At 67.2% G+C, this 23311-nt stretch carries 18 protein-coding genes; 8 read left to right on the plus strand and 10 right to left on the minus strand.

The window, feature by feature from the left end; translation table 11 throughout:
- Positions 1-154: 154 nt before the first annotated feature.
- On the minus strand, positions 155-1099 hold the full coding sequence (locus ABNQ39_RS35115; protein WP_042695567.1) for a replication protein RepA: 945 nt from the start codon (positions 1097-1099) through the stop codon (positions 155-157).
- A gap of 763 nt (positions 1100-1862) precedes the next feature.
- On the opposite strand from ABNQ39_RS35115, the gene ABNQ39_RS35120 reads away from it, so the two are divergent.
- The 8 genes from ABNQ39_RS35120 (at position 1863) to galE (ending at position 12865) form a co-directional block, all read left to right on the plus strand.
- Positions 1863-3335: a mannose-1-phosphate guanylyltransferase/mannose-6-phosphate isomerase gene (locus ABNQ39_RS35120; RefSeq protein WP_376967403.1), complete on the plus strand. Its 1473-nt coding sequence runs from the start codon at positions 1863-1865 to the stop codon at positions 3333-3335.
- Between the two features lie 456 nt (positions 3336-3791).
- Positions 3792-4913, plus strand: a complete 1122-nt coding sequence (locus tag ABNQ39_RS35125; RefSeq protein WP_376967405.1) for a pre-peptidase C-terminal domain-containing protein — start codon at positions 3792-3794, stop codon at positions 4911-4913.
- A gap of 204 nt (positions 4914-5117) precedes the next feature.
- Positions 5118-5525: a hypothetical protein gene (locus ABNQ39_RS35130; RefSeq protein WP_376967407.1), complete on the plus strand. Its 408-nt coding sequence runs from the start codon at positions 5118-5120 to the stop codon at positions 5523-5525.
- 3 nt (positions 5526-5528) lie between these two features.
- Entirely contained in the window at positions 5529-7733 is a 2205-nt protein-coding gene (locus ABNQ39_RS35135; RefSeq protein ID WP_376967409.1) for a peptidase domain-containing ABC transporter, read from the plus strand.
- A 3-nt stretch (positions 7734-7736) separates the two neighbouring features.
- Positions 7737-9248 (plus strand): HlyD family type I secretion periplasmic adaptor subunit, encoded by a 1512-nt coding sequence (locus ABNQ39_RS35140; RefSeq protein WP_376967411.1) that lies wholly within the window; start codon positions 7737-7739, stop codon positions 9246-9248.
- Positions 9249-9379: 131 nt separating this feature from the next.
- Positions 9380-9823: a hypothetical protein gene (locus ABNQ39_RS35145; protein WP_376967413.1), complete on the plus strand. Its 444-nt coding sequence runs from the start codon at positions 9380-9382 to the stop codon at positions 9821-9823.
- A gap of 468 nt (positions 9824-10291) precedes the next feature.
- Positions 10292-11692 carry a DUF2142 domain-containing protein gene (locus ABNQ39_RS35150; protein WP_376967415.1) on the plus strand — a complete coding sequence of 467 codons (1401 nt, stop codon included), beginning with the start codon at positions 10292-10294 and terminating at the stop codon, positions 11690-11692.
- 162 nt (positions 11693-11854) lie between these two features.
- A complete protein-coding gene (galE, locus tag ABNQ39_RS35155; RefSeq protein WP_376967417.1) occupies positions 11855-12865 on the plus strand; it encodes a UDP-glucose 4-epimerase GalE in 1011 nt (336 codons plus the stop codon).
- Positions 12866-12970: 105 nt separating this feature from the next.
- Here galE and vapC read toward each other — a convergent pair whose 3' ends face one another.
- The 9 genes from vapC to ABNQ39_RS35200 all read right to left on the minus strand — a co-directional run bounded on the left by vapC (position 12971) and on the right by ABNQ39_RS35200 (position 23308).
- The gene (vapC, locus tag ABNQ39_RS35160; RefSeq protein ID WP_109047041.1) at positions 12971-13378 is read right to left on the minus strand and encodes a type II toxin-antitoxin system tRNA(fMet)-specific endonuclease VapC; all 408 of its coding nucleotides are present in this window, start codon (positions 13376-13378) and stop codon (positions 12971-12973) included.
- A complete protein-coding gene (gene vapB, locus ABNQ39_RS35165) occupies positions 13378-13602 on the minus strand; it encodes a type II toxin-antitoxin system VapB family antitoxin (RefSeq protein ID WP_376967419.1) in 225 nt (74 codons plus the stop codon). Before vapB ends, vapC begins: the two co-directional genes overlap by 1 nt.
- Before the next feature lie 100 nt (positions 13603-13702).
- Positions 13703-14659, minus strand: a complete 957-nt coding sequence (locus ABNQ39_RS35170; protein WP_376967421.1) for a UDP-glucuronic acid decarboxylase family protein — start codon at positions 14657-14659, stop codon at positions 13703-13705.
- 46 nt (positions 14660-14705) lie between these two features.
- On the minus strand, positions 14706-15569 hold the full coding sequence (gene rfbA / locus ABNQ39_RS35175) for a glucose-1-phosphate thymidylyltransferase RfbA (RefSeq protein ID WP_376967423.1): 864 nt from the start codon (positions 15567-15569) through the stop codon (positions 14706-14708).
- Between the two features lie 11 nt (positions 15570-15580).
- Positions 15581-16471, minus strand: a complete 891-nt coding sequence (gene rfbD / locus ABNQ39_RS35180; protein WP_376967425.1) for a dTDP-4-dehydrorhamnose reductase — start codon at positions 16469-16471, stop codon at positions 15581-15583.
- A complete protein-coding gene (gene rfbB / locus ABNQ39_RS35185) occupies positions 16468-17550 on the minus strand; it encodes a dTDP-glucose 4,6-dehydratase (RefSeq protein WP_376967427.1) in 1083 nt (360 codons plus the stop codon). Before rfbB ends, rfbD begins: the two co-directional genes overlap by 4 nt.
- A gap of 97 nt (positions 17551-17647) precedes the next feature.
- On the minus strand, positions 17648-18199 hold the full coding sequence (gene rfbC / locus ABNQ39_RS35190) for a dTDP-4-dehydrorhamnose 3,5-epimerase (protein WP_376967429.1): 552 nt from the start codon (positions 18197-18199) through the stop codon (positions 17648-17650).
- 3 nt (positions 18200-18202) lie between these two features.
- Complete coding sequence (locus ABNQ39_RS35195; RefSeq protein WP_376967431.1) at positions 18203-21670, minus strand: glycosyltransferase; 3468 nt, start codon at positions 21668-21670, stop codon at positions 18203-18205.
- Between the two features lie 213 nt (positions 21671-21883).
- Positions 21884-23308 carry an ABC transporter ATP-binding protein gene (locus ABNQ39_RS35200; protein WP_376967433.1) on the minus strand — a complete coding sequence of 475 codons (1425 nt, stop codon included), beginning with the start codon at positions 23306-23308 and terminating at the stop codon, positions 21884-21886.
- Positions 23309-23311: the final 3 nt, after the last annotated feature.

The raw sequence follows: 23311 nt of genomic DNA on the forward strand, positions 1-23311 counted from the left end.
AAAGGCGGGAATCCAGCCATATCAGATACTTGAACAGGAGACTTGGATCCCCGCCTGCATGGGCGGTGACGGCTGCACGGATAGGATGCAGACGTGGATCGGGCGCTGAACGTGTTTTGCGTCAGCGCCCGATCTTCGAAATTCACCCGCGAAATTACCGGCAAAGCTGCGCGAACTTGCGCTCCGGGATCGGCGGCGGCGAGGGATGAAGCATCAGCCCCTGCTCTTCCACATCGACCCGTGCGTCCGGATAAACCGCAAGCGCCAGTTGGAGCGCTTCGATGAACCGCTTCCTGAAATCGCGCAGGCGGCTGTATCCGGCGCCGAACTGCTCGAACACCGCCGGCCAGGTGATCGGCGTGGAGCGGTTCAGGCTGTGCAGCCGGTAGGCCAGCCAGATATAGATGTCGATGCTGGTGCTGTTGTTCTGGATGTGGCGCAGCGCCGGCTCCCAGATCGGCACCGGATGGGCCTTCAGCTCGCGGAAGAAGGCCTCGGACAGCAGGACGCGGTCTTCCCACAGCGACCCCTGGCCCGGTTCCGCCCCGGCATTGGTCGAGAAATGGATGCCGCCCTTGACAATCGACCCCTTTTCGAAGCCGATGCTGTGGGCATCCTCCCAGGCGAAGGTCAGGTTGCAGGCGGCGATGCGCGAGGCCTGCTCGCGGATGTCGCGGTAGGTCTGGCCGCCCACCGACAGGCCCATGCGGTCGAGCCATTCGTGCATGCTGCGGCCCAGCTCGACCTCGCGGCTGTCGGTCTGGATCGCCCGGGTTTGCAGATACAGCAGGATCATCCGCGCGCGGCTGCCGTACGGAACCCCGTAAAGCTTAAAGCCACCGTTGCGGATCGGCAGTCGTCCAGGCTCGATCAGCAAGCGGATCTTATGTCCGCGCCGCTCCCACGGCTGGTCATCGGGAAGACGACGATGCGGCAGAGCCGTCAGAGCAAAACCCGAATAGGTGATGCCAAGCTCCTGCCGCTCCTCTTCGAGGACGGCAGCAGCCACATCGACTAGCGAACGCTGATCCGGATCCGTCTGGAGCGCCTTTGCCTGGTCGCGTCCCAGCTGGGTAATCAGGGTGTGTATCTGTCCCATATCGAGCTGACCTTGGCACGACTTTGCGGTCAACGCTATATCACGGTCGGTTGGTGCCCAGCAATTTGGAGTCTTGTCGCTCAAACTATTTGTACGGTTATTTGATTCAGTTAATAGTTTGCGCGACAAGACTCCAGTAGAGAATCGCGAGTCGCGCGACAAAACTCCAGAACTCCCGCGACAAGACTCCAGCGGATAGTCCGTGTTGCCTGTGGATTTTTCGGCAGACGCGACAAGACTCCAGCCGGGACATTTCGATTCGACCCCGAATCGCTTCCGATTCGCTTATTTCCGAGTCGCGGAGGCAAATCGACCCCGACTCGCCGGTGATTCGCCCTCTGCGCCTATGCCGTTCGGACCCGGATTTGGAGTTCTGTCGCGCCCCGCCCTGCCCGACTTTCCCCCGATTGCCTGTCCGATCCGCCTCCGGCCGCCTTCCGCCCCTGTCCGCGGGGGCCGGACGGCAGGGGGGCGCGACAAGACTCCAACCTTGGCCCTGGCCTCAACGTTGACCGGTCCCCGCGGACAGAGGCCGGAGGGGGAGATGTTTGGAGTCTTGTCTCGCCCCCCTCCCAGTCCCCTGCCCAGCCCCCTGCCCGCCCCCTCCCGGAAGAGGCGCTCCGGTCGGGTGGGTCTCGGAGGGGTGCTTGTGAAGGGCGGAAAGCACGGTCTATAACGAACCGCCATGGCGCCGGCCCTCAGCTTTTGCCCTGCAGGGGTTTCCGGCGCCCGACCACATGCTCACACAACAGATGGCGGCAGGATGAACGGCAATTCCGCGCAGAAGATCGTCCCGGTGCTGCTGTCCGGCGGTACGGGGTCCCGTTTGTGGCCCTTGTCGCGCGAACTGTATCCCAAGCAGTTTCTGCCGCTCTGCTCCGACCGGACGATGCTCCAGGACACCGCCCTGCGGGTCAGCGCGCAATCTGGCTCCCAGGCTGCTGCCGGGGCGGCCGCAGAGGCCGTCTTCGCGGCTCCCCTGGTGATCTGCAACCAGGAACACCGCTTCCTCGCCGCCGAGCAGCTGCGCCAGTCGCGCTGCACGCCGCGCGGCATCGTGCTGGAGCCGGCCGGCCGCAACACCGCCGCCGCCTGCGCGCTCGCCGCCCTGGCGGTCGCGGCGGACGATCCGGACGCTCTGCTGCTGATCCTGCCGGCCGACCACGAGATCCGCGACGCCGAGGCCTTCCGCCGCGCCGTCGGCATTGCCGCCCGCGCCGCCCAGGCCGGCCGGCTGGTCACCTTCGGCATCACCCCGACCCGGCCGGAGACCGGCTACGGCTATATCCGCCGCGGCCATTCGATGGACGAGGCCGACGGCGCCTACAATGTTGCCGCCTTCGTCGAGAAGCCGTCGCTGGAGGTGGCGGAGCGCTACCTCGCCGAAGGCACCTATGCCTGGAACAGCGGCATGTTCCTGTTCCCGGCCTCCCGCCTGCTGGCCGAGCTGGAGCGCCACGCCCCGGCGGTGCTGGCCGCCTGCCGCGAGGCGCTGGAGCAGGGCTCGAAGGATCTCGACTTCTTCCGTCTGGACGCCGCCGCCTTCGCCAAGGCGCCCAGCATCTCCATCGACTATGCGGTGATGGAGCGCACCGACCGCGCCGCCGTCGTCCCCTGCGAGATCGGCTGGACCGACGTCGGCGCCTGGTCGGCGCTGTGGGACGTCGGCAACAAGGACGGCGAGGGCAACGTCATCGTCGGCGACGTGCTGCTGGAGGGCGCCCGTGACTGCTACGTCCGCAGCGAGAACCACTTGACCGCGGTGGTCGGGGTGGAGAACGCCGTGGTGGTGGTGGTCGACGACGCCGTGCTGGTCGCCGACCGCTCCCAGGCCCAGGACGTCAAGCGCATCGTCGACCGGCTGAAGGCCGAGGGGCGCAGCGAGTCGGTCAGCCACCGCCGGGTCCACCGCCCCTGGGGGTCCTACCAGTCGCTGCACACCGGCGACCGCTTCCAGGTGAAGAGCCTGACCATCGCCCCCGGCTCGCGCCTGTCGCTCCAGAAGCACCATCACCGCGCCGAGCATTGGGTGGTGGTCAACGGCACCGCGCTCGTCACCCGCGGCGAGGAGCAGGTGATGGTCTACGAGAACCAGTCGATCTACATCCCGATCGGCACGGTCCACCGGCTGGAGAACCCCGGCAAGGTGCCGCTGACCATCATCGAGGTGCAGTCCGGCTCCTATCTGGGCGAGGACGACATCGTCCGGCTCGAGGACGTCTACGGCCGCAACTGAGCGGCGGCACCCGGACTTCCGACATTCTGCCCGGCTCTTCTGGTCCACAGCCCTTGATGCTCGTTCATCAAGGGCTGTTTTCTTTTCAATGCAAATGATTCGGGAGATATCTCAAAATTCCATTTCCCAAGTCTTTTCCAAAGGGAAAAGCCTGAAATCATAGTATCGCCAAGCGATAAAATACACACAAAAGCAGTCAAAGCCAAAGATTTTTTGAAATACAAATGAGTGAGTTTCCAAAGAATTCCTTTAAAAAATATAGATCTAGGATTTATTCATAGATAGATGCGTCATAATATAAGATTGATATTATCGAATTATCTAAAAATAAGCTTTATGTGCTGTGGGTCCGAAAGGATCGCGGCAGGACTCTTTAAGGGGGGTAGAAGAATGCCTATCGCCGGATTTGATGCTGCAAGCTATTTGGCTGCCAATCCTGATCTTATTCAGGCTGGTGTGACCCTGAGCAATGCCGAGAGCCATTATCTCGTTGCGGGTCGCACCGAAAATCGCTCCACGACCTTCGACTCGTCGAGCTATCTCGCTGCGAACACCGACCTGCTCCGGGCCGGGGTGAGCACGAGCACTGCGGTCCAGCACTACATCTCCGTCGGTTATCGCGAAACCCGGACGACGACCTTCGACGCGTCGAGCTACATGGCCGCGAACACCGATCTCAGCTTCTCCTCGTCCTCGCTGGCGGTTCAGCACTACATCACCTTCGGCTATCGCGAGACCCGCAGCACCACATACGACTTCTCCAGCGTCGACATCTCGTCCTACTTGACGACCAACACCGACCTGCAGGCGGCTTTCGGCAGCAGCAGCAGCGACCGGTATCGCGCGGCCCTGGACCATTACCGGAACTTCGGCATTTACGAAGGGCGCCGCATCGTTCCGATCCAGTCAGCGAACCCGGCCACCGGGATCCCGACGCTCCCGACCACCGGCACCCCGGTCACCGACGCGCTCAGCATTGTCGGTGAAACGGATATGTATGCCGTGACCCTGCAGCGGGGTGTGCTCTATACGCTGCGCGAGAGCGGTGCCAGCTCCAACAGCGGCACGCTGAGCGACCCTTATCTGCGTCTGTTCGACAGCAACCGGAACGTGGTGGCCCAGGACGACGACAGCGGCACCGGACGCGATGCGCTGATCCAGTTCCGCCCGACCCAGACCGGGACCTATTACCTGTCCGCCGGCAGCTTCGCCAGCGGCGGCACGGGCACCTATCAGGTCAGCGTCAGCCAGTCCAGCCAGACCGAGGTGTTCCCGGCGGTGTCCGACGTCCTGTCGTTCCCGTATGAGCGCGACAGCTTCAACGTGGCCCTGACCCGCGGCACCCGCTACCAGATCGACGTGGAAGGCGCGGACACCAACCGCGGCACCCTGACCGATCCCTATCTGCGTGTCTTCGACAGCAGCGGCACGCTGCTCCGCTACGACGACGATTCGGGCACCGGCCTCAACTCGCAGCTGACCTTCACCCCGACCACGACCGGCAACTATACCCTCCAGGTGGCGGGCGTCGGTTCCCGCTATGGCACCTACACGCTGGCGGTGACGCAGCTCGGCTGATCGCCCTTCCCGTCGGTTGGGCATCGTTCATCCCGCCTTTCGAGAGCGGGCTTTGATAGTGTTGTGACTTCTGCGTGCCGGAAATGTCCTGCAGGCGCTCCGACTTGGTGGTTTTCCCGTCTTTCGGGTAAAACGGTCGGGGCGCCTCCAGGCTTTTGCCTTACCCAGCCTTTTCCTTTGACTTCACTCCTTGCCGAGACACGCATGACCATCGATCCGCCGCCGGACGACCGTATCCCCGAACTTTATGCCGACGGGGTCTTCGACATCGGCTTCGGCAACGGCATGGTCCGCATCGACCTGTTCAGCCTGTCGGCCCTGCGCAAGGACGGCAACGGCCAGCCGCTGCCCGCCATCCGCCAGCGGGTGGTGATGAGCCTGCCCGGCTTCCTCGCCAGCCTCTCCGCCCTGGAGGGCATGCGCCAGCGGCTTGAGGCGGCCGGCGTGCTGCCGCCCGGTGCCGCGCCGGTTCCTCCTCTCGCCCCGTCCGCCGCTCCGGCCTTCCAGAGCCCGGCGCAGGCCCCGGTTCAGCCGGCTTCCCCCTCGCAGGCCCCCTCCCAGGCGGCACCGGCCGCTCCGCCCACCCGGCCCCGCTCGCCGAATTTCGGCTGACCGATGCCGGACGCCAGCACCACCGTCCCGGCCCCGCCCCCCGGCCCCGAGGCTGCGCCGACCCACGACGAGAGCACCGCGCTGCGCTGCCTGACGCTGGTGGCGCGCCATCACGGCCTGTCGGCCTCGCCATCGGCCCTGCGCGCCCGCGTCGCTCCTGGCCGTGGCGAACCGTCCACCGCCGATCTGCTGCGCATTGCCGCCGCCACCGGCTTCAAGGCGACCGTCCGCCGGCTGGACTGGAAGGGGTTGCAGTCCCTCCCCCCCGTCTTCCCGCTGCTGGCGCGGCTGTCCAACGGCAACACCGTCATCCTGATCGGCCTGTCGCGTCCGACCCGTCCCGACGAAGAGCCGATGGTCGGCGTCGTCGACCCGCTGGCCGACCGGCTGGAACCGATCGACGTGCCGCGCGACCGCTTCCTGGAGCGCTGGGACGGCGAGCTGGTCTTCCTCAAGCCGCGCCGCGGCCTGTCCGATCCCCGCCAGCCCTTCGGCCTGCGCTGGTTCGTGCCGGAAGTCCTGCGTCAGAAATCCGCCTTCCGCGACGTGGTGGTGGCGGCCCTGGTGCTGCACGCGCTCGCCCTTGTCGTCCCGGTCTATTTCCAGATCGTGATCGACAAGGTGCTGGTGAACGAGAGCATCGCCACCTTGCAGGTGCTGACCATCGGCGTGCTGGGCGCCCTGCTGTTCGAGGCGGGCTTCCGCTTCCTGCGCCAGTTCATCCTGCTGGCGGCGGCCAACCGCATCGACATCCGCCTGCTGAACCGCACCTTCGGCCATCTGCTCGACCTGCCGATCACCTTCTTCGACGGGCATTCGGCCGGCGTCACCGTGCGCCACATGCAGCAGGTGGAGCGCATCCGCGAGTTCCTGACCGGCAACCTGCTGTCCACCGTGCTCGACAGCCTGGTGCTGCTGGTCTTCCTGCCGGTGCTGTTCTTCTATTCGGTCAAGCTGACGCTGGTGGCCCTGCTGTTCGCCGGTCTGATCGCCGGGGTGGTGGTGGCATTGGTGCCGGTCTACCGCAGCCGCCTGCATGACCTCTACAACGCCGATGCCGAGCGGCAGGCCATGCTGGTGGAGACCATCCACGGCATGCGCACCGTCAAATCCTCGGCGCTGGAACCGCAGCAGCGCCGCAGCTGGGACCGCAAGGCCGCCCGCGCGGTGACCAGCCATTACCGGGTCGGCCGCATCTCCATCGCCGCCCGCACGGTGACGGAGTTCCTGGAGAAGGCGATGATGGTGGCGGTGGTCGCCGTCGGCGCCTTCGACGTCTTCGACCGCCAGCTGTCGGTCGGCGCCCTGATCGCCTTCCAGATGCTGTCGGGCCGGGTGGTGACGCCGCTGGTCCAGATCGTCTCTCTGATCCACCAGTACCAGGAGACCGCCCTGTCGGTGCGCATGCTGGGCGAGGTGATGAACCACCCGGCCGAACTCCGGCGCGAGGGCAGCGGCGCCTGCCCCGCCCTGATCGGCCGCATCGAGATCGAGGGGCTGGGCTTCCGCTACGACCGCAACCGGCCGGCGGCGCTCGACGGCGTCACCCTGACCGTGCCGGCCGGCTCCGTCGTCGGACTGGTCGGGCGCAGCGGCTCGGGCAAGAGCACGCTGATGCGGCTGCTCCAGGGCTTCTACCCCGTGCAGGAGGGCAGCATCCGCTATGACGGGCTCGACATCCGCGAGCTGGATCTGGCCCATCTGCGCCGCTCCATCGGCGTGGTGCTTCAGGAGAATTTCCTGTTCCGCGGCACCATCCGCGACAACATCGCCATGACCATGCCCGAGGCCAGCCGCGAGGAGATCGTCGAGGCCGCCCGGCTGGCCGGCGCCGACGAGTTCATCCACCGCCTGCCCGACGGCTACGACACGCTGGTGGAGGAGGGGGCGAGCAACCTGTCCGGCGGCCAGAAGCAGCGCATCGCCATCGCCCGCGCCCTGCTGCCCCAGCCGCGCCTGCTGATCCTGGACGAGGCGACCTCGGCGCTCGACCCCGACAGCGAGGCCATCGTCATGGCCAACCTGCGGCGTATCGCCCATGGCCGCACCGTGCTGATCGTCACCCACCGGCTCTCCACCCTGACCGGCTGCGACACCATCGCCGTGCTGGAGCAGGGCCGCCTGCTCGACCTCGCCCCCCATCCCATCCTGCTCGACCGCTGCGCCGAATACCGGCATCTGTGGCAGCAGCAGAACCGGGGGCGCTGAGCCATGCCCGACACGCAGATGCCCGAAGCAGGGATGCCCGAAATCGACAGCCGGGACGCCGCGCAGGCGGAGACCGGCCGCGAGGTCGTCCCGGCCAAGCCCGAACCTGCCCCTCCTCCCGCTCCCGCCCGGCGCCGCGCCGCCCTGCCTGCCCCGTCGGCGGCGCCGCCGGGCTTCGCGCTGGACTATCTGCCGGACGGGGCGGCCATCGAGCATGCGCCGCTGCCGCGGGCGGCGCGTTCCACCCTCTATGTGCTGGCCGGGCTGCTGGTGGCGCTGGTGCTGTGGGCCGGCTTCGCCCAGGTCGACCGCATCGTCACCGCCGGCGGCCGGCTGGTGACCACGGCGCCGCTGGTGGTGGCCCAGCCGCTGGAGACCGCGGTGGTGCGCGGCGTCGACGTGCAGGTCGGCGACCGTGTGCGGGCCGGCGACCGGCTGGCGACGCTCGACCCCACCTTCGCCGCGGCGGATCTGGCCGACCTGACCGCCAAGCTCGCCAGCGTCGAGGCGCAGATCGGCCGGCTGCGCGCCGAGCTGGACGGCGGCGACTTCCTCCCCGCCGCCGGCAATCCGGATGCGGCCGTCCAGGCCGCCATCCTGGAGCGCCGCCGCGCCGAATACCGCTCCCGCCTCGCCTCGCTCGACGAGAAGGCCGGGCAGCTGGACAGCGCCCTCGCCGCCGGCCGCCGCGCCCAGGCCGGGCTTGCCGAGCGCCTCGCCGTGGTGGGCGAGGTCGAGGACATCCGCCGCCAGCTTCAGGAGCGCCAGACCGGCTCCCGCCTGACCTGGCTGGAGGCGCGGGTCGAGCGGCTGCGCATGCGCGACGAGCTGACCGCCCTCCAGGATCGCGAGCAGGCGAGCGCGCACGAGCTGCGCGGCGTCCAGGCCGACCGCGCCGCCTTCGTCGACGAATGGCGGCGCAAGACGGCGGAGGAGCTGGTGGAGCAGACCCGCCAGCGGGCGACGCTGGTGGAGCAGATCGCCAAGGCCGAGCGCCGCCGCTCGCTGGTCACCCTGACCGCCCCGGTCGATGCGGTGGTGCTGGAGGTGGCCAAGCGCTCCGTCGGCTCCGTCATCCGTGAGGCCGAGCCGCTGGTTACCCTGGTCCCCGCCGACGTGCCGCTGGAGGTGGAGGCGGAGATCCCGTCGCGCGACATCGGCCTGATCCGGGTCGGCGATTTCGTGCGGGTGAAGCTGGACGCCTTTCCCTTCCAGCGCCACGGCACCCTGCCCGGCGAAATCCGCACCATCAGCGCCGACGCCTTCACCCACGATCCCTCGGGCTCCCAGGGCGCCGCCGCCATCAACCCGGACGGTCCCCGTCCGGCCGCCGGCGCCGTCTTCCGCACCCGCATCCGCCTGACCGACACCCAGCTGGAGGGGGTGCCCGCCGGCACGCTGCTCAGCCCCGGCATGGTCGCCTCGGCCGAGATCCGCATCGGCACCCGCTCGGTCCTGTCCTACTTCCTCTACCCCGTCATCCGCGCACTGGACGAAAGCATCCGCGAGCCGTAAGGGGGACGATGATTTCCGGAGGATGCGGGTGGCGGGGCTGCGTCACAGAAAGGTAGTATAAGGACGGGTTGGGAACCACCCCTGGGATGGTTGCGCACCCCGTCCCGGTGTATTCGGTAAGGCAGGAATCGATGCTGGTGCCGTCCAAGGAAACCCCGGTCATGGCACCGGGCGGGTCGTTTTCCTTCGGGGACATTCCATATGTGGCGGATCATCGCGGTACCGTTTTATGCCAAGCCGGCACGGTGATCCTGCCGGTCGGCGACAGGTCGTTCGGCTTCACCCATATCGAATGGAAGCACAAGGCGAAGATCGAGCACTACTACCGGAACATGAGGGTAGAGCACTATGTGCAGATTGCGGCAAGCGGCTACCAGAAACTTTACCTGGAGCGGGATGGCAGGCTCTGGCTTCTGAAATTCAACGGCATCGTCAAGACGGTGGTGGTTGCCGAGTACAGCCATGCACCCTTGGCCGGGATTTCTTCTGCCCAATACAAGGTGATAACCGGCTATCCGCTCGTTCGCCTGCCCGATTTCAACAAGCGTGGCGCCAAGCTGATTTGGGAGAGATGATTCCCGGAACAGCGGCATCGAAAGGTGGGATGGGGTTGGTGGCCACGAGGCACGCAGGATTGATGCGAACAGCAATCACCGGCTTCCGCACGGCCGGCCCTCTTACTCCGGGTCCAGACACCGGCTGTCGCCGGTGATGCGGCTGGTACCCTTTGGGCGCTTGGGCTCGTGCCTTGTGGCCACAGGAAGAATATCGATCCAAGGATAGGGATTGTCAATCTTCCCGCTGGTCAGGGGCTGGACTGCCGGTTCCGGCAAATCTTTTCTTGTTCGGCGAAAGCCATCATTTCCTGCCTGCATCCGAATGAAAGGCCGGAACTGGGCCGGCAGGCAATCGGCATTCCAAGCCGGCGGCATCCACCTGCGCCCGGCGCTTTCCCTTCTTACGGCTGCGTCAAAGTTTCCAAGTGGCGCCTGTCCGGCGGATGGGGTACCCACCCACCAGCCCCTTCAGCGACAGGTCTGGTGATGCAGCGGATAGGTCCGTTCCTCTTTGCCGTTCTGGCAACCATCTCGGCATTCTTTCTGGTCTGGAGCTTGCCGCCCTTCCAGACCGCCGACGAGCCCGCCCACATCTACCGGGCCAACATGATCACCCATGGCTACTGGGTGGCCGCCAAGGTCCAGACCGACGGGCGGATCGCGGCGGGCGGCCCGTCCGACGTCGCGATCATCGAGGCCTATTTCCCCTTCCACCACGTCCCCTTCAAACCGGACGAGAGGGCCAATCTGGAGGATTTCGCCAAGTCCTTCACCGCCCGCTGGGACGGCCGGGTCTTCAACGTCGCGGCGGAGAACACCGCCCCCTACCCGCCCTTCTTCTACCTGCCGCAGGCCGCCGCCATCGCGCTCGGCAAGGCCATCGACCTGCCGGTGGTGCAGACGCTCTATCTGGCGCGGGCGGCCAACGCGCTGACCTGCATCGTCGTCGGCTTCTTCGCCCTGCTGCTGGCCGGCCGGGCGCATCTGCCGCTGTTCGCGGTGCTGCTGCTGCCGATGTCGGTCTCGCTCTACGCCTCGATGAGCCAGGACGGGCTGGTCATCACCGTCACCGCGCTCGGCATCGCCTTCCTGGCCCGCGCGCTGTCCGAAGGCCGGCCGCTGCGCAGCGGGGAGGTCTGGGCCAGTGCCGTCTGCTTCGCCCTGGTGGGGATGACCAAGCAGCCCTACGCCCTGCTCTGCCTGATGCCGCTGGCGGTCCCGGCCGAGCGGGCGGCGGTGAAGCGCCTCGCGGTCGCCGCCTCGCTGGCCGCCGCCGTCGGCTGGGCGGTGTGGATGGCGCTCGTCGTGCAGACGCCGCTGATCCGCCAGGATGCCCCGACCGACGCCATGGGGCAGCTCCGCTTCCTGCTCGACAACCCGCTGGCCGTCCTCACCATCGCGGTGAAGACCTTCCAGGTCTGGGGCGACGAGTATTACCAGCAGTTCGTCGGCATCCTCGGCTGGGTCGATACAAGGCTGCCCAAGCCCTATTACGCCGCCGCCTATCTGGTCCTGCTGCTGTCCTTCCTGCCGCTGCTGCTCGGCCGCCGGGCGGCGGACTGGTATTCCGGCGCGCCGGCGCGGGCCTCGGCGGTGACCGCGGCCGTCGTGCTGGCGACCGGGGCGCTGCTGTTCGGGGCGCTCTACATGGTGTGGACGCCGGTCGGCCAGCTGTGGGTCGACGGCGTGCAGGGACGCTATTTCCTGCCGCTGGCGGCCCTGCTGCCGCTGGCCTTCGCCGGCGGGCGGCAGGACGCGGGAGCCGGCTGGTCCTCTGGTGTTCCGGGCGTGCTGGAGCGCGGCCTGACCTGGATGGTCTGGCTCTTCCCCATCGTCAGCATCTTGGTGGTCCAGCGGACGGTCATCCTGCGCTACTACCTCGACTAGCGCCCCCGCTCTCCATCCGGCCCGCCCATCGGGGCAGGACGGGGCGTTGGAGGCCGTTCGAATGATGTCGCCCGTTCGGCGGAAAAGCCCGCAGTGCAGCATGGGCGGGCGACTATCTTCCGACTCTGCCCCATCGACCCCAATCGAAGACGAAGAGCGGACATGACCACGAGCGACAACGCGACCGTGCTGGTGACCGGCGGCGCCGGCTATATCGGCTCCCATGTGGTGCTGGCCCTGCGCGACCAGGGACGCGCCGTCGTGGTGCTGGACGATCTCTCCACCGGCCGGCGCCAGGCCCTGCCCGAAGGGGTGCCGCTGGTCGAGGGCGACGTCGGCGACAAGGCCCTGCTGGCCGATACCTTCGCCCGCCACGGCATCGGCACCGTGATGCATTTCGCCGGCAGCATCGTCGTGCCGGAGTCGGTGGAGCGGCCGCTCGCCTACTACCGCAACAACACGGTGAAGAGCCACGCCCTGGTGGAGGCCTGCGTCGAGGCCGGGATCGGCCGCTTCATCTTCTCCTCCACCGCCGCCGTCTACGGCATGCCGGAGCGGCTGCCCATCGACGAACAGACGCCGACCAACCCGATCAACCCCTACGGCTCCTCCAAGCTGATGACGGAGTGGATGCTGCGCGACACCGCGGCGGCGCACGATCTGCGCTATGTCGCGCTGCGCTATTTCAACGTCGCCGGCGCTGATCCGCAGGGCCGCTCCGGCCAGGTGTCGAAGGTCGCCACCCACCTGATCAAGATCGCCGCCCAGACCGTCACCGGCCAGCGGGCTGAATTGCAGATCTTCGGCGACGATTACGACACGGCGGACGGCACCTGCGTGCGCGACTACATCCATGTCAGCGACCTCGCCGACGCCCATGTCGCCGCACTCCGCCATCTCGAGGCGGGCGGTGCGTCCGAGGTGATGAACTGCGGCTACGGCCGCGGCTATTCGGTGCGCGAGGTGCTGGCGATGGTGGAGCGGGTGACCGGCAAGCCGCTGCCGATGCGCATCGGCCCGCGCCGCGCCGGCGATCCCCCGGCCCTGGTGGCGGGCGTCGAGCGCATCGGCCGCACGCTCGACTGGACCCCGCGCCACGCCGACCTGGAAACCATCGTCGCCTCAGCGCTTTCCTGGGAGGAGCGGTTCATGAGCCCCTCTCCCTCCCGCTAACGCGCAAACGAAGTTTGCGCTGACGCGACAGGCGGACCTCCGGTCCGCTGAAAGCGGGGTTAAGGGGATGCAGTGCGTGCTTTCCCGATAATCTTTTTCTCTGGATTATGCGTCGCTGAGCCAGTCCTCGGACATCAGACCATCGACGCGTCGGAATTCACCCAGGTTGCCGGTAATGACGGTCAGGCCCCGGCTGCGCGCGTGCCCTGCGATCATCAAGTCGTACGGGCCGATGATCGTTCCACGTCGTTCCAGATCCGTGCGGATCTCGCCATAATGCCCCGCTGCCGTCTCGTCGAACGGCAGCACCTCCAACCGGCCAACCAAGCGCTCGACCTCGTGACGCTGCTCCACCGGTCGTGCCGATTTGGCTGCGCCATGCAGCAGCTCAGCCAACGTGACGGTGGAGATGCAGAGCGCGCCCGCTTCCGCGTTGAACCGCTCCCGCAGGCCAGGAGGCCGGTCACGCAGCACGCGGATGCACAGGTTGGTGTCCAGCATGTACCGCAGCATCACAGCGCTTCGCGCTCCTGCATTGCCGGCTGGTCCCGATCCGGAAACGCGACCCCAGGAGAGTCGAAGAAGTCGTCCCATGCACGGTCGGCGGGGACGATGACGCGCCGGTCGCCTTCGCGGACGATCAGCACTTCGCGCACATCTCCAGGGAAGGCGACATCCTTCGGCAGGCGAACCGCTTGGGTCCGGTTGGACTGGAACAAGGTCGTGCGGACGGCCATGGCGCCCTCGCAAGGCTTCAGGAAATCCAGACCGTATATCCCAACAAAGTATATGTCAATTGTATATCCAAGACCGTATGTCCGGCTGCCCCTCGCCTCCTCAGGCGAAGAACCGTCCGCGGAAATAGGCGATGGTGCGGTCCAGCCCCTCGTCCAGCGGTACGGCCGGCTCCCAATTTAGCAAGGCGCGGGCCTTGGCGATGTCGGGGCGGCGCTGCTTGGGGTCGTCCTGCGGCAGCGGCATGTGCTCGATTGTCGAGGCCGAGCGGGTCAGGCGGATCACCTTCTCCGCCAGCTCCAGCATGGTGAACTCGCCGGGGTTGCCCAGGTTGATCGGGCCGGCGACGCCGGCCGGCGTGTCCATGAAGCGCAGGAAGCCTTCGATCAGGTCGTCGACATAGCAGAAGGACCGCGTCTGCTGGCCGTCGCCATAGATGGTGATCGGCTCGCCCTTCAGCGCCTGGATGATGAAGTTCGACACCACGCGCCCGTCGTTGGGGTGCATGCGCGGGCCATAGGTGTTGAAGATGCGGATCACCTTGATGTCCAGCTTGTGCTGGCGGTGATAGTCGAAGAACAGCGTCTCGGCGCAGCGCTTGCCCTCGTCGTAGCAGGCGCGCGGGCCGATGGTGTTCACGTTGCCCCAATATTCCTCGGGCTGCGGATGCACCGCCGGGTCGCCGTAGACCTCCGAGGTCGAGGCCTGCATGATCCGCGCCCCCACCCGCTTGGCCAGCCCCAGCATGTTGATCGCGCCGTGGACGCTGGTCTTGGTCGTCTGGACCGGGTCGTGCTGGTAATGGATCGGCGAGGCCGGGCAGGCGAGGTTGTAGATCTCGTCGACCTCGACATAGAGCGGAAACGTCACGTCGTGGCGCATCAGCTCGAAATGCGGGTTGTCCAGCAGGTGCAGGACGTTGTCGCGGCTGCCGGTGAAGAAGTTGTCGACGCACAGCACGTCGTTGCCGGCCGCCAGCAGCCGCTCGCACAGGTGCGAGCCCAGGAAGCCGGCGCCGCCGGTGACGAGGACGCGCTTGCGGTTTGTCAGGGCCTGCATGGCGTCCATCCTGTCCGGTCGGCCGCTCTGTCCGGCTGGAACGGCGTCAGCCCAGCAGCCCGAGCAGATAGCGTCCGTAGTCGTTCTTCTTCAGCGGCTCGGCCAGACGGCTGACCTGCTCGGCGTCGATCCAGCCGGAGGTGTAGGCGATCTCCTCCGGGCAGGCGATCTGCAGGCCCTGGCGATGCTGGATGGTGCGGACGAACTCCGCCGCCTCCAGCAGGCTGTCGTGGGTGCCGGTGTCGAACCAGCCATAGCCGCGGCCCATCTGCTCGACCGACAGCCGGCCCTGATCGAGATAGGCGGCGTTGACCGAGGTGATCTCCAGCTCGCCGCGCGCCGACGGCTTCACCGCCGCGGCGATGTCCAGCACGTCGTTGTCGTAGAAATAGAGGCCGGTTACCGCCCATTTGGAGCGCGGCGCGACCGGCTTCTCCTCGATGCTCAGTGCCCGGCCTTCGCCGTCGAACTCCACCACGCCGTAGCGCTCGGGATCGCGCACGGCATAGGCGAAGACGCTGGCGCCCTCGGTCTTCTCGCCGGCGGCGCGCAGGATGTTGGTCAGGCCGTGGCCGTAGAAGATGTTGTCGCCGAGAACCAGCGCGCAAGGATCGTTGCCGACGAACTCGCGGCCGATGATGAAGGCCTGGGCCAGCCCGTCGGGCGAGGGTTGGATGGCGTAAGTCAGGTTCAGGCCCCACTGGGACCCGTCGCCCAGCACCGTCTGGAACAGCGGCTGGTCGTGCGGCGTGGTGATGATCAGGATGTCGCGGATGCCCGCAAGCATCAGGGTGCTGAGCGGGAAATAGATCATCGGCTTGTCGTAGATCGGCAGCAGCTGCTTGCTGATCGCCCGCGTCACGGGGTAGAGCCGGGTGCCGGACCCGCCGGCCAGGATGATGCCCTTCATGGTCTTCGTCCTCACGCCTGCGGCGGGTTGGTGAACAGCTCGTCGATCACGCGGTCGACGCTCTCCTGCCACGGCGGGCAGGCGACGCCGAGACGCTCCCTGGCGCGCCCGCAGTCCAGCCGCGAATTGGCCGGGCGCCGCGCCGGGGTCGGGTAGTCGGCCGTGCCGATGGCGGTCAGGCGCGGCCGCTTGCCGGTGCGCTCTTCCAGCCGCCGGAAGATGTGCTCGGCGAAATCGTGCCAGTTGGTGTAGCCGCTGCCGGTCAGGTGATAGGTGCCCCAGGCGGCGGCGCCGGTCTTCTCAATCGTCCCGGCGATCTGCACGATGGCGGCGGCGAGGTCGGCGGCGGCGGTGGGGGAGCCGTGCTGGTCGGCGACCACCCGCATCTCCTCGCGCTCCTTGCCGAAGCGCAGCATCGTCTTGACGAAGTTGTTGCCGTAGGCGCTGTAGACCCAGGAGGTGCGCAGGATGACGTGTTCAGGCGTCGCCGTCCGCACCGCCTCTTCGCCGGCTGCCTTGCTGGCGCCATAGACGCCCAGCGGGTTGATCGGATCGTCCTCGCTGTAGACGCCGTCCTTCGTCCCGTCGAACACGTAATCGGTCGACACGTGGATGAAGGGGATGCCGCGCGCGGCACAGGCCGCCGCCATGGCGCCCGGCCCGTCGCGGTTGATAGCGAAGGAGAGATCCACCTCGCTCTCGGCCTTGTCGACGGCGGTGTGGGCGGTGGCGTTGACCAGCAGGTCGGGCGCGTGGGCGGCGACCGCCTTTTCCACGTCGCCCGGCCGGGTCACGTCGAACTCGGGATAGGGCAGACCCACCACATCGGTGCCTGGCGCCCAGCTGGCGCGCATCAGCTCGAAGCCGAGCTGGCCGTTGCTGCCAAGGACGAGAACCTTCACGACGCCGCTCCTTCGTCCGTCAGGCCCTCTTCCTTCAAGCCGAGCCGCTCGCCCTGGTAGGAGCCGTTCAGGATGGCCTGCCACCAGTCGCGGTTCTCCAGATACCAGGCGACCGTCTTGCGCAGGCCGCTCTCGAAGGTCTCCTGCGGGGTCCAGCCCAGCTCGCGCTCGATCTTGCCGGCGTCGATGGCATAGCGCTTGTCATGGCCGGGGCGGTCGGTGACGAAGCTGATCAGCCGGTCGTGCGGGGCGCCGGCCGGGTCCATCTCGTCGAGATGCACGCAGATGGCGCGGACGACCTCCAGGTTGGTGCGCTCGTTGTGGCCGCCGATGTTGTAGCTCTCGCCGACCTTGCCCTTCTCCAGAACCAGCCGAAGCGCGCGGGCATGGTCCTCGACATAGAGCCAGTCGCGGATGTTGTCGCCCTTGCCGTAGACCGGCAGCTTCTCGCCGGCCAGACCCTTCAGGATCATCAGCGGGATCAGCTTCTCCGGGAAATGGTAGGGGCCGTAATTGTTGGAGCAGTTGGTCAGCACCACCGGCAGCCCGTAGGTCTCGTGCCAGGCGCGGACCAGATGGTCGCTCGACGCCTTGCTGGCCGAATAGGGCGAGTTGGGGCTGTAGGCGGTGGTCTCGGTGAAGAAGCCGTCGTCGCCCAGCGTGCCGAACACCTCGTCGGTCGAGATGTGGTGGAAGCGGAAGGCCGCCTTGCGCTCCGCCGGCAGGGCCGACCAGTAGCCGCGCGCCGCTTCCAGCAGGCGGAAGGTGCCGACCACGTTGGTCTGGATGAACTCGCCCGGCCCGTCGATGGAGCGGTCGACATGGGATTCGGCGGCCAGATGCATCACCGCGTCGGGCTGGTGGGTGTCGAACACCCGCCTCAGCTCGGCGGCGTCGCAGATGTCGACCTTCTCGAAGGCATAGCGCGGATTGCCCTCGGCCCCCGGCAGGGAGGACAGGTTGGCCGCGTAGGTCAGCTTGTCGACATTGACGACGAAGGCGTCGGTTTCGGCGAGAAGCTGGCGGACCACCGCCGAGCCGATGAAACCGGCGCCGCCGGTGACGAGAATGCGCGTCATCAAACCACCTTACCGCCGAAAAGCGGGGCCGTTCGCGGCCCCCGTTGTGCAAAAGCTTTGAGCGCCCGAACCCGGAGCCGCCAACCCCGACCCGCCATCAGAACAGGTCGGTCAGCTGCGCCAGGGTCGGATGCTTGTAATCCTTGTCCGACAGCCGCGCCTTGTCCGCCGACACCGGCCAGTCGATGCCGAGTTCCGGATCGTTCCACAGCAGGCCACGGTCATGCTCGGGCGAATAATAGTTGGTCACCTTGTAGATGACCTCGGTGTCCGGCTCCAGCGTGCAGAAGCCGTGGGCGAAGCCGACCGGCACCAGGATCTGGTTCCATTCCGCCGCACTGATCACCGCGCTGACATGCCGGCCGAAGGTGGGGGAGCCCTTCCGGATGTCGACCGCCACGTCCAGGATGGCGCCGCGCACCACCCGCACCAGCTTGTCCTGGGCGAAGGGCGGCAGCTGGAAATGCAGGCCGCGGATGGTGCCGACCTCGGCCGACAGCGACTGGTTGTCCTGGACGAAGTCGTAGTGCAGCCCGGCCGCCTCGAACGTCTTCTTGGTGTAGGTTTCCGAGAAGAAGCCGCGATGGTCGCCGAACTTCTTCGGACGGATGATCTTAACGTCGGGAATGTCGAGGGAGACGACGTCCATGGCTCAGATGCTTTCCTTCAGGCGCTCTTTGCGCAGCTCGGGGCAGGATTTGCGCAGCCAGGGCTTGACCGTGCGCGGCGGGAAGGCCAGCCCGAAATTCTCGGCGTCCAGCGTCAGGTTCGGGTTGTAATAGGGGTCTTCCAGCAGGCTGTCGCCCCAGCGTTCCTGCATGTAGGCCACCTCGCCCATGAAGCGCTTGACCTTGTCGGGGGCGGTGTCCGGCCCGCGCGAGGCCGATTCCAGATGGTAAAGCTCGGCGAAGGGCGTCCAGACGACCAGATGGCCCGCCTCGCGGATGCGCAGGCAGAAATCGACGTCGTTGAAGGCGACGGCGAGATTCTCGGCGTTCAGCCCGCCGACCTCGTCGAAGATCTCCTTGCGCAGGATCAGGCAGGCGGCGGTGACGCAGGACAGGTCCTGGGTCAGCTGGGCCCGGCTGAAATAGCCGTAGGCGTCGCGGGTCAGGCCCTTGTGGACATGGCCGGCCACGCCGCAGATGCCGGTGACGACGCCGGCATGCTGGATGGTGCCGTCGGCGTAATAGAGCTTGGCGCCGACGGCGCCGACCTCCGGCCGCAGGGCGTGGGAGACCATCTCGGCCAGCCAGCCCGGCTCCATCACCTCGATGTCGTTGTTGATCAGGCCCAGCACCTCGCCGGTCGCCTCGGCGGCGGCGAAGTTGTTGATCGAGGAGTAGTTGAAGGGCGCCTTGTAGGTCAGCACCCGCACCCGCGGCTCGTCCTTCAGCGTGTCGAAATAGGCGAAGGTCGCCGCTTCCTCGCTGTTGTTGTCGACGATCAGGATTTCCAGATCCGGGTAGTCGGTGCGGTGCAGCAGCCCGTCGACGCAGCCCTTCAGCAGCTCCACCTTGTCGCGCGTCGGCACGATCAGCGACACCCGCGGCAGCTTGGCCGGCAGGGCGTAGCGGATGCGGGTGAAGCGGGCGGTCGACGGCGAGGTCTCCACCGTGGCGTCGACGCCGCGGCGCTGGAAATGCTCGGTCAGCGCCTTGTGGGCGGCGGCGGTGGCGCGCGGCAGATCGACCGTGGAGAAGGCCGCGGAGTCGGGGAAGACGCGCCAGTGGTAGAGGATCGCCGGGATGTGGCGGATGCGCGCCGGCTCCGTCGCCTCGACCGCGCGCAGGGTCAGGTCGTAGTCCTGGCTGCCCTCGAAGCCCAGGCGGAAGCGCCCGGCCTGCTCGATCAGCGAGCGGCGGAAGACGCCCAGGTGATTGACCATGTTCTGGCCGTGCAGCAGGTCCAGATTGAAGCCGGACTTGAAATGCGGGTCGTAGCGCTCGCCGTCCGCATCGATCTTGTCCTCGTCGGAATAGAGGATATCGGTGTCGGGATGCTGCGCCAGCTCGGCGGCGACCGCATAGAGGGCGTGCGGCGGCAGCCGGTCGTCATGGTCCATCAACGCCACGAAATCGCCGGTCGCCAGATCCAGCGCGCTGTTGCTGGCGGCGGAGATGTGGCCGTTGGTCTCGCGCCGGACGATCTTGATCCGGTTGTCGCGCGCCTTGTACTCGGCCAGCACCGTCTGCACGTGCGGGGCGGTCGAGGCATCGTCGGCGATGCACAGCTCCCAGTCCGGATAGAACTGGGCCAGCACGGAGTCCAGCGCCTCGCGCAGGTAGGTCTCCGGCGTGTTGTAGACCGGCATGACGACGGAGAAGCGCGGGCGCGCCGGCAGATGGGCGATGTCGGCCTTGATCGCCGCCGCGTCCTCCGGCGTCAGGGTGTCGTACATCCGCACCCAGGACTTGTAGTCGGCCGACCAGCGATTCGGCTGCAGCTCCTGCAGGACGCGCTGCTTGGTCGCCTGCCAGCCGTGGCGGCGCAGATAGTCCAGCACGCGCCCCGGCGGGTTCTGCTGGACATAGTCGAGCAGGATGTTGGTCTTGCCGATCTCGCGGATGGTGAAGTCGGCGATCTCGAAGGACAACGGCCGGGTCGCCGGGTCGAAGCGCAGCGCCTTGACCGTCTGCGGCAGCAATGCCAGCTGGCGGAACTCGCCCACCGTGTCGACCGGCAGGCGGATCATCGTCCGCTCGTCGAAGCCGTTGCCGTCGTCGACATAGATCACCGGCACCAGCGGGGCCGACGCGCGGACCACCCGGTAGGAGATCACGCACCAGTGGCCGGGCAGCCGGCCGCGGTCGGAGCGCAGCAGGAAGGCGGGATCGCTGCCAGTGGCCTCGTAGCCGCCCTGCGGGCTCGGCACCACGTCGTGCAGCGGCTCCAGCGTGATGGCGTGCAGGCGGCGGCGGTAGAAACGCCCGGCCTTCTGGGTCAGGCGTCCCAGCTTGCGCACCGGCGCCGACAGCTTCCAGGAGGTGGAGTTGACCAGGCTGTGGACGTGCTGGTCGCGGCTGGCCACCACGCCGTGCAGGTGGGCGATGGCCTGCTCACGGCCGGCGATCTCGCGGTGCAGCGCGGCGACGGTCTGCTCCATGCCGGCGATGTCCTGCTGGAGGACGGCGATGTCGCGGTCGCGTTCGGCAATCGTCCGGCCGTGGGCGGCGTCCTCCTCCAGGCGCAGGGTGTGCTGGCGCTCGATCTCGGCCTGATGGTCGCGCAACCAGCCCTGGATGACGGCGATGTCGCGGTCGCGGGTCTCGATCATCTCCTTCAGCTCGCCGCTGTGGGCGATCTGGTCGTCCAGCACCTTGCGGACCATCGCCACCTCGGTGCGCAGGTGCTTTTCCTGCTCTTCCAGGCGCTGGATGGTCTCGGCCTCGATGGCGGCGTCGCCCAGCCGGTCGAACCAGTTGCGGACGGCGCGCAGCCCTTCCCCGCCGGCCTGCTGCAGGGCGAACAGCTCGCGCACCGATTCTGGCAGATCCTCGCCGACGCCCAGCACGCCGAGGCCGTTGGAATGCAGGAAGGTGAAGGACGGGCGGTCGCGGGTGATCTCGTCCCACAGGCGCCAGACGCCGAAATCGTCCTTGCGCACGTTGACGTCGTGGAACAGCACCACGCCGCGGCGGCTCATCTTCGGCAGCCAGGTCTCGAAATCGTGGCGCACCGCCTCGTAGGTGTGCAGCCCGTCGATGTGCAGCAGGTCGACGCTGCCGTCGGCGAAATGGAGCAGCGCGTCGTCGAAGGTCATCCGCAGCAGGCGCGAGAAGCCGGCATAGCGCGGGTCATGATAGGCGGCGAGTTTGTTGTAGATGTCGTCGCCATAGAAGCCGGCCTGCGGGTCGCCGGCCCAGGTGTCGACGGCGTAGCAGGAGGTCGGCAGCCCGACATGGCGGACCGCCTGGCAGAAGGCGGCGTAGGAATTGCCGGTGTGCGTTCCCAGCTCCACCAGGCTGTCCGGGCGGAGCGCCTCGACGATCCAGAAGGCGAAGGGCACATGGCCGAGCCAGGAGGCCGGCGCCGTGACGAGATCCGGGGTCAGGAGCGTGATCGGCCGGCAGATACGACGGAGAGCGTCCGATCCCTGGTCCTTCAAAAACGAATCCACCTGTGCCTCTTCTTCTGCCTGGCTTCGCGGCGGGGAGCGGTCCATCGGGACACCCTTTCAGGCCCGGCGGACGGTCCCGTCACAGCCGCCGACACACATACGCTGACACCAAGCCGGAATGCAAGCCGCTGTCCGGAGCCCGCTTTGCGGTGCCCAACAATGCCCAGAACTGCGGTTTTCCTGCCTCAGTCCGGGGGGATCCGCGGCCTGTCGCTATTTTGTCGCGGGGGCCGGTTGGGACGTTGCCCGGGGGGATGACGCCCCTTCCGCTTCCAGGGTGATCGCCAGCATCGGCATGCCGACCAGCCCGCGCACGACGTGGCTGGCATGGACCTTGAAGATCAGCGCGTCCTCGACCCAATGGTGCTGGACGTGGTCCTCCTGCGTGCCCTCGGCGAGCGCCACGGTGATGGAGAAGTCGCCGCTGGGCAGGTAGGGCATCTGGAAGCGGAAGCGGGCGGCGAAATCCTGCCCGGCCGGGATGGTGACGGGGTCGAGCTGGTAGCTGAGGAAGGTGTTGTCGCCGAACAGGTTCTGCCCCAGCTTGTCCTTCACGTAGAAGCCGACGATGGGGCGGTAGACCTGCTGGTCGGCCCGGCAATCCACCTTCAGCACGATGACCTCGCCGCCCTCCAGCACGTTGAGCGGCTGCTCCTCGGCATCCAGGATCGAGACGTTGGTGATGGTGGCGCCGCGGTTGCCGAACCAGGGACCGCTGTCGTTGAAGTCGAACAGCTCGATGGCGTTGCGGAGCTGCGAGCCCTTCAGCAGCTCGGCGCGGGCGTCCTCCACCGGCTCCTCGCGCCTGGCCTGGGGCAGCGCCTGACGCGCCCCGCCGATGCGGAAGCCGCGCGAGGTGTCCTGGTCGCTGTACAGCGCCGCCAGATAGTCGTGGCAGACTTCCCGTGCCGGGCCGATGGCCCGCACCGACCCGTTGTCCAGCCACACCACCCGGTCACAGAGGTTCACCACCTGTCCGGTGTCGTGCGACACGAAGAACAGGGTGCCGCGCTCCTTGAAGCGGTGGATGAAGCGCATGCATTTCTGGGTGAAGGACGCGTCGCCGACCGCCAGGATCTCGTCGACGATCATGATGTCGGCGTCGACATGGGCCGCCACCGCGAAGGCGAGGCGGGCGTACATGCCGCTGGAATAGAGCTTCACCGGCTGTTCGATGAAGTCGCCGATGCCCGCGAACTCGGCGATGGACTCATAGCGCTCGGCGATCTGCGCGTTCGACAGGCCCAGCACCGAGGCGGCGAGATAGACGTTCTCGCGCCCGGTGAATTCGGGGTTGAAGCCGGCGCCCAGCTCCAGCAGCGCCGCGATGCGCCCGTCCACCGCGATGCGGCCGGAGGTCGGCGTCAACGTGCCGCAGAGCAGCTGGAGGAAGGTCGACTTGCCCGAGCCGTTGCGGCCGATCAGCCCGACCGTCTCGCCGCGGCGGACCTCCAGATCGACGCCGCGCAGCGCCCAGTACTCGTCGTAATATTTGCGCCGGCCGCGCACCAGCATCTGCTTCAGCCGGTCCTGCGGGCGCTTGAAGATGGCGTAGGCCTTGCCCAGCCCCTCGGCGCGGATGACGACGGGGGTGTTGGCTGCCGGGGCCTTCGTGGGGCTGTCGGTCTCAGACGACATGGG

Source organism: Azospirillum sp. A26, assembly GCF_042604635.1.
GTDB classification, from domain to species: Bacteria; Pseudomonadota; Alphaproteobacteria; order Azospirillales; family Azospirillaceae; genus Azospirillum; species Azospirillum palustre.

What these genes read in the sequence shown, in the direction of transcription:
- galE (WP_376967417.1), top strand. Translation starts at nt 11,855, where the DNA reads ATGACCACGAGCGACAACGCGACCGTGCTGGTGACCGGCGGCGCCGGC.
- rfbB (WP_376967427.1), bottom strand. Translation starts at nt 17,550, where the DNA reads ATGACGCGCATTCTCGTCACCGGCGGCGCCGGTTTCATCGGCTCGGCG.
- ABNQ39_RS35135 (WP_376967409.1), top strand. Translation starts at nt 5,529, where the DNA reads ATGCCGGACGCCAGCACCACCGTCCCGGCCCCGCCCCCCGGCCCCGAG.
- ABNQ39_RS35120 (WP_376967403.1), top strand. Translation starts at nt 1,863, where the DNA reads ATGAACGGCAATTCCGCGCAGAAGATCGTCCCGGTGCTGCTGTCCGGC.
- ABNQ39_RS35150 (WP_376967415.1), top strand. Translation starts at nt 10,292, where the DNA reads ATGCAGCGGATAGGTCCGTTCCTCTTTGCCGTTCTGGCAACCATCTCG.
- ABNQ39_RS35200 (WP_376967433.1), bottom strand. Translation starts at nt 23,308, where the DNA reads ATGTCGTCTGAGACCGACAGCCCCACGAAGGCCCCGGCAGCCAACACC.
- rfbA (WP_376967423.1), bottom strand. Translation starts at nt 15,569, where the DNA reads ATGAAGGGCATCATCCTGGCCGGCGGGTCCGGCACCCGGCTCTACCCC.
- ABNQ39_RS35140 (WP_376967411.1), top strand. Translation starts at nt 7,737, where the DNA reads ATGCCCGACACGCAGATGCCCGAAGCAGGGATGCCCGAAATCGACAGC.
- vapB (WP_376967419.1), bottom strand. Translation starts at nt 13,602, where the DNA reads ATGGCCGTCCGCACGACCTTGTTCCAGTCCAACCGGACCCAAGCGGTT.
- ABNQ39_RS35115 (WP_042695567.1), bottom strand. Translation starts at nt 1,099, where the DNA reads ATGGGACAGATACACACCCTGATTACCCAGCTGGGACGCGACCAGGCA.
- ABNQ39_RS35170 (WP_376967421.1), bottom strand. Translation starts at nt 14,659, where the DNA reads ATGCAGGCCCTGACAAACCGCAAGCGCGTCCTCGTCACCGGCGGCGCC.
- ABNQ39_RS35130 (WP_376967407.1), top strand. Translation starts at nt 5,118, where the DNA reads ATGACCATCGATCCGCCGCCGGACGACCGTATCCCCGAACTTTATGCC.
- ABNQ39_RS35145 (WP_376967413.1), top strand. Translation starts at nt 9,380, where the DNA reads ATGCTGGTGCCGTCCAAGGAAACCCCGGTCATGGCACCGGGCGGGTCG.
- vapC (WP_109047041.1), bottom strand. Translation starts at nt 13,378, where the DNA reads ATGCTGCGGTACATGCTGGACACCAACCTGTGCATCCGCGTGCTGCGT.
- rfbC (WP_376967429.1), bottom strand. Translation starts at nt 18,199, where the DNA reads ATGGACGTCGTCTCCCTCGACATTCCCGACGTTAAGATCATCCGTCCG.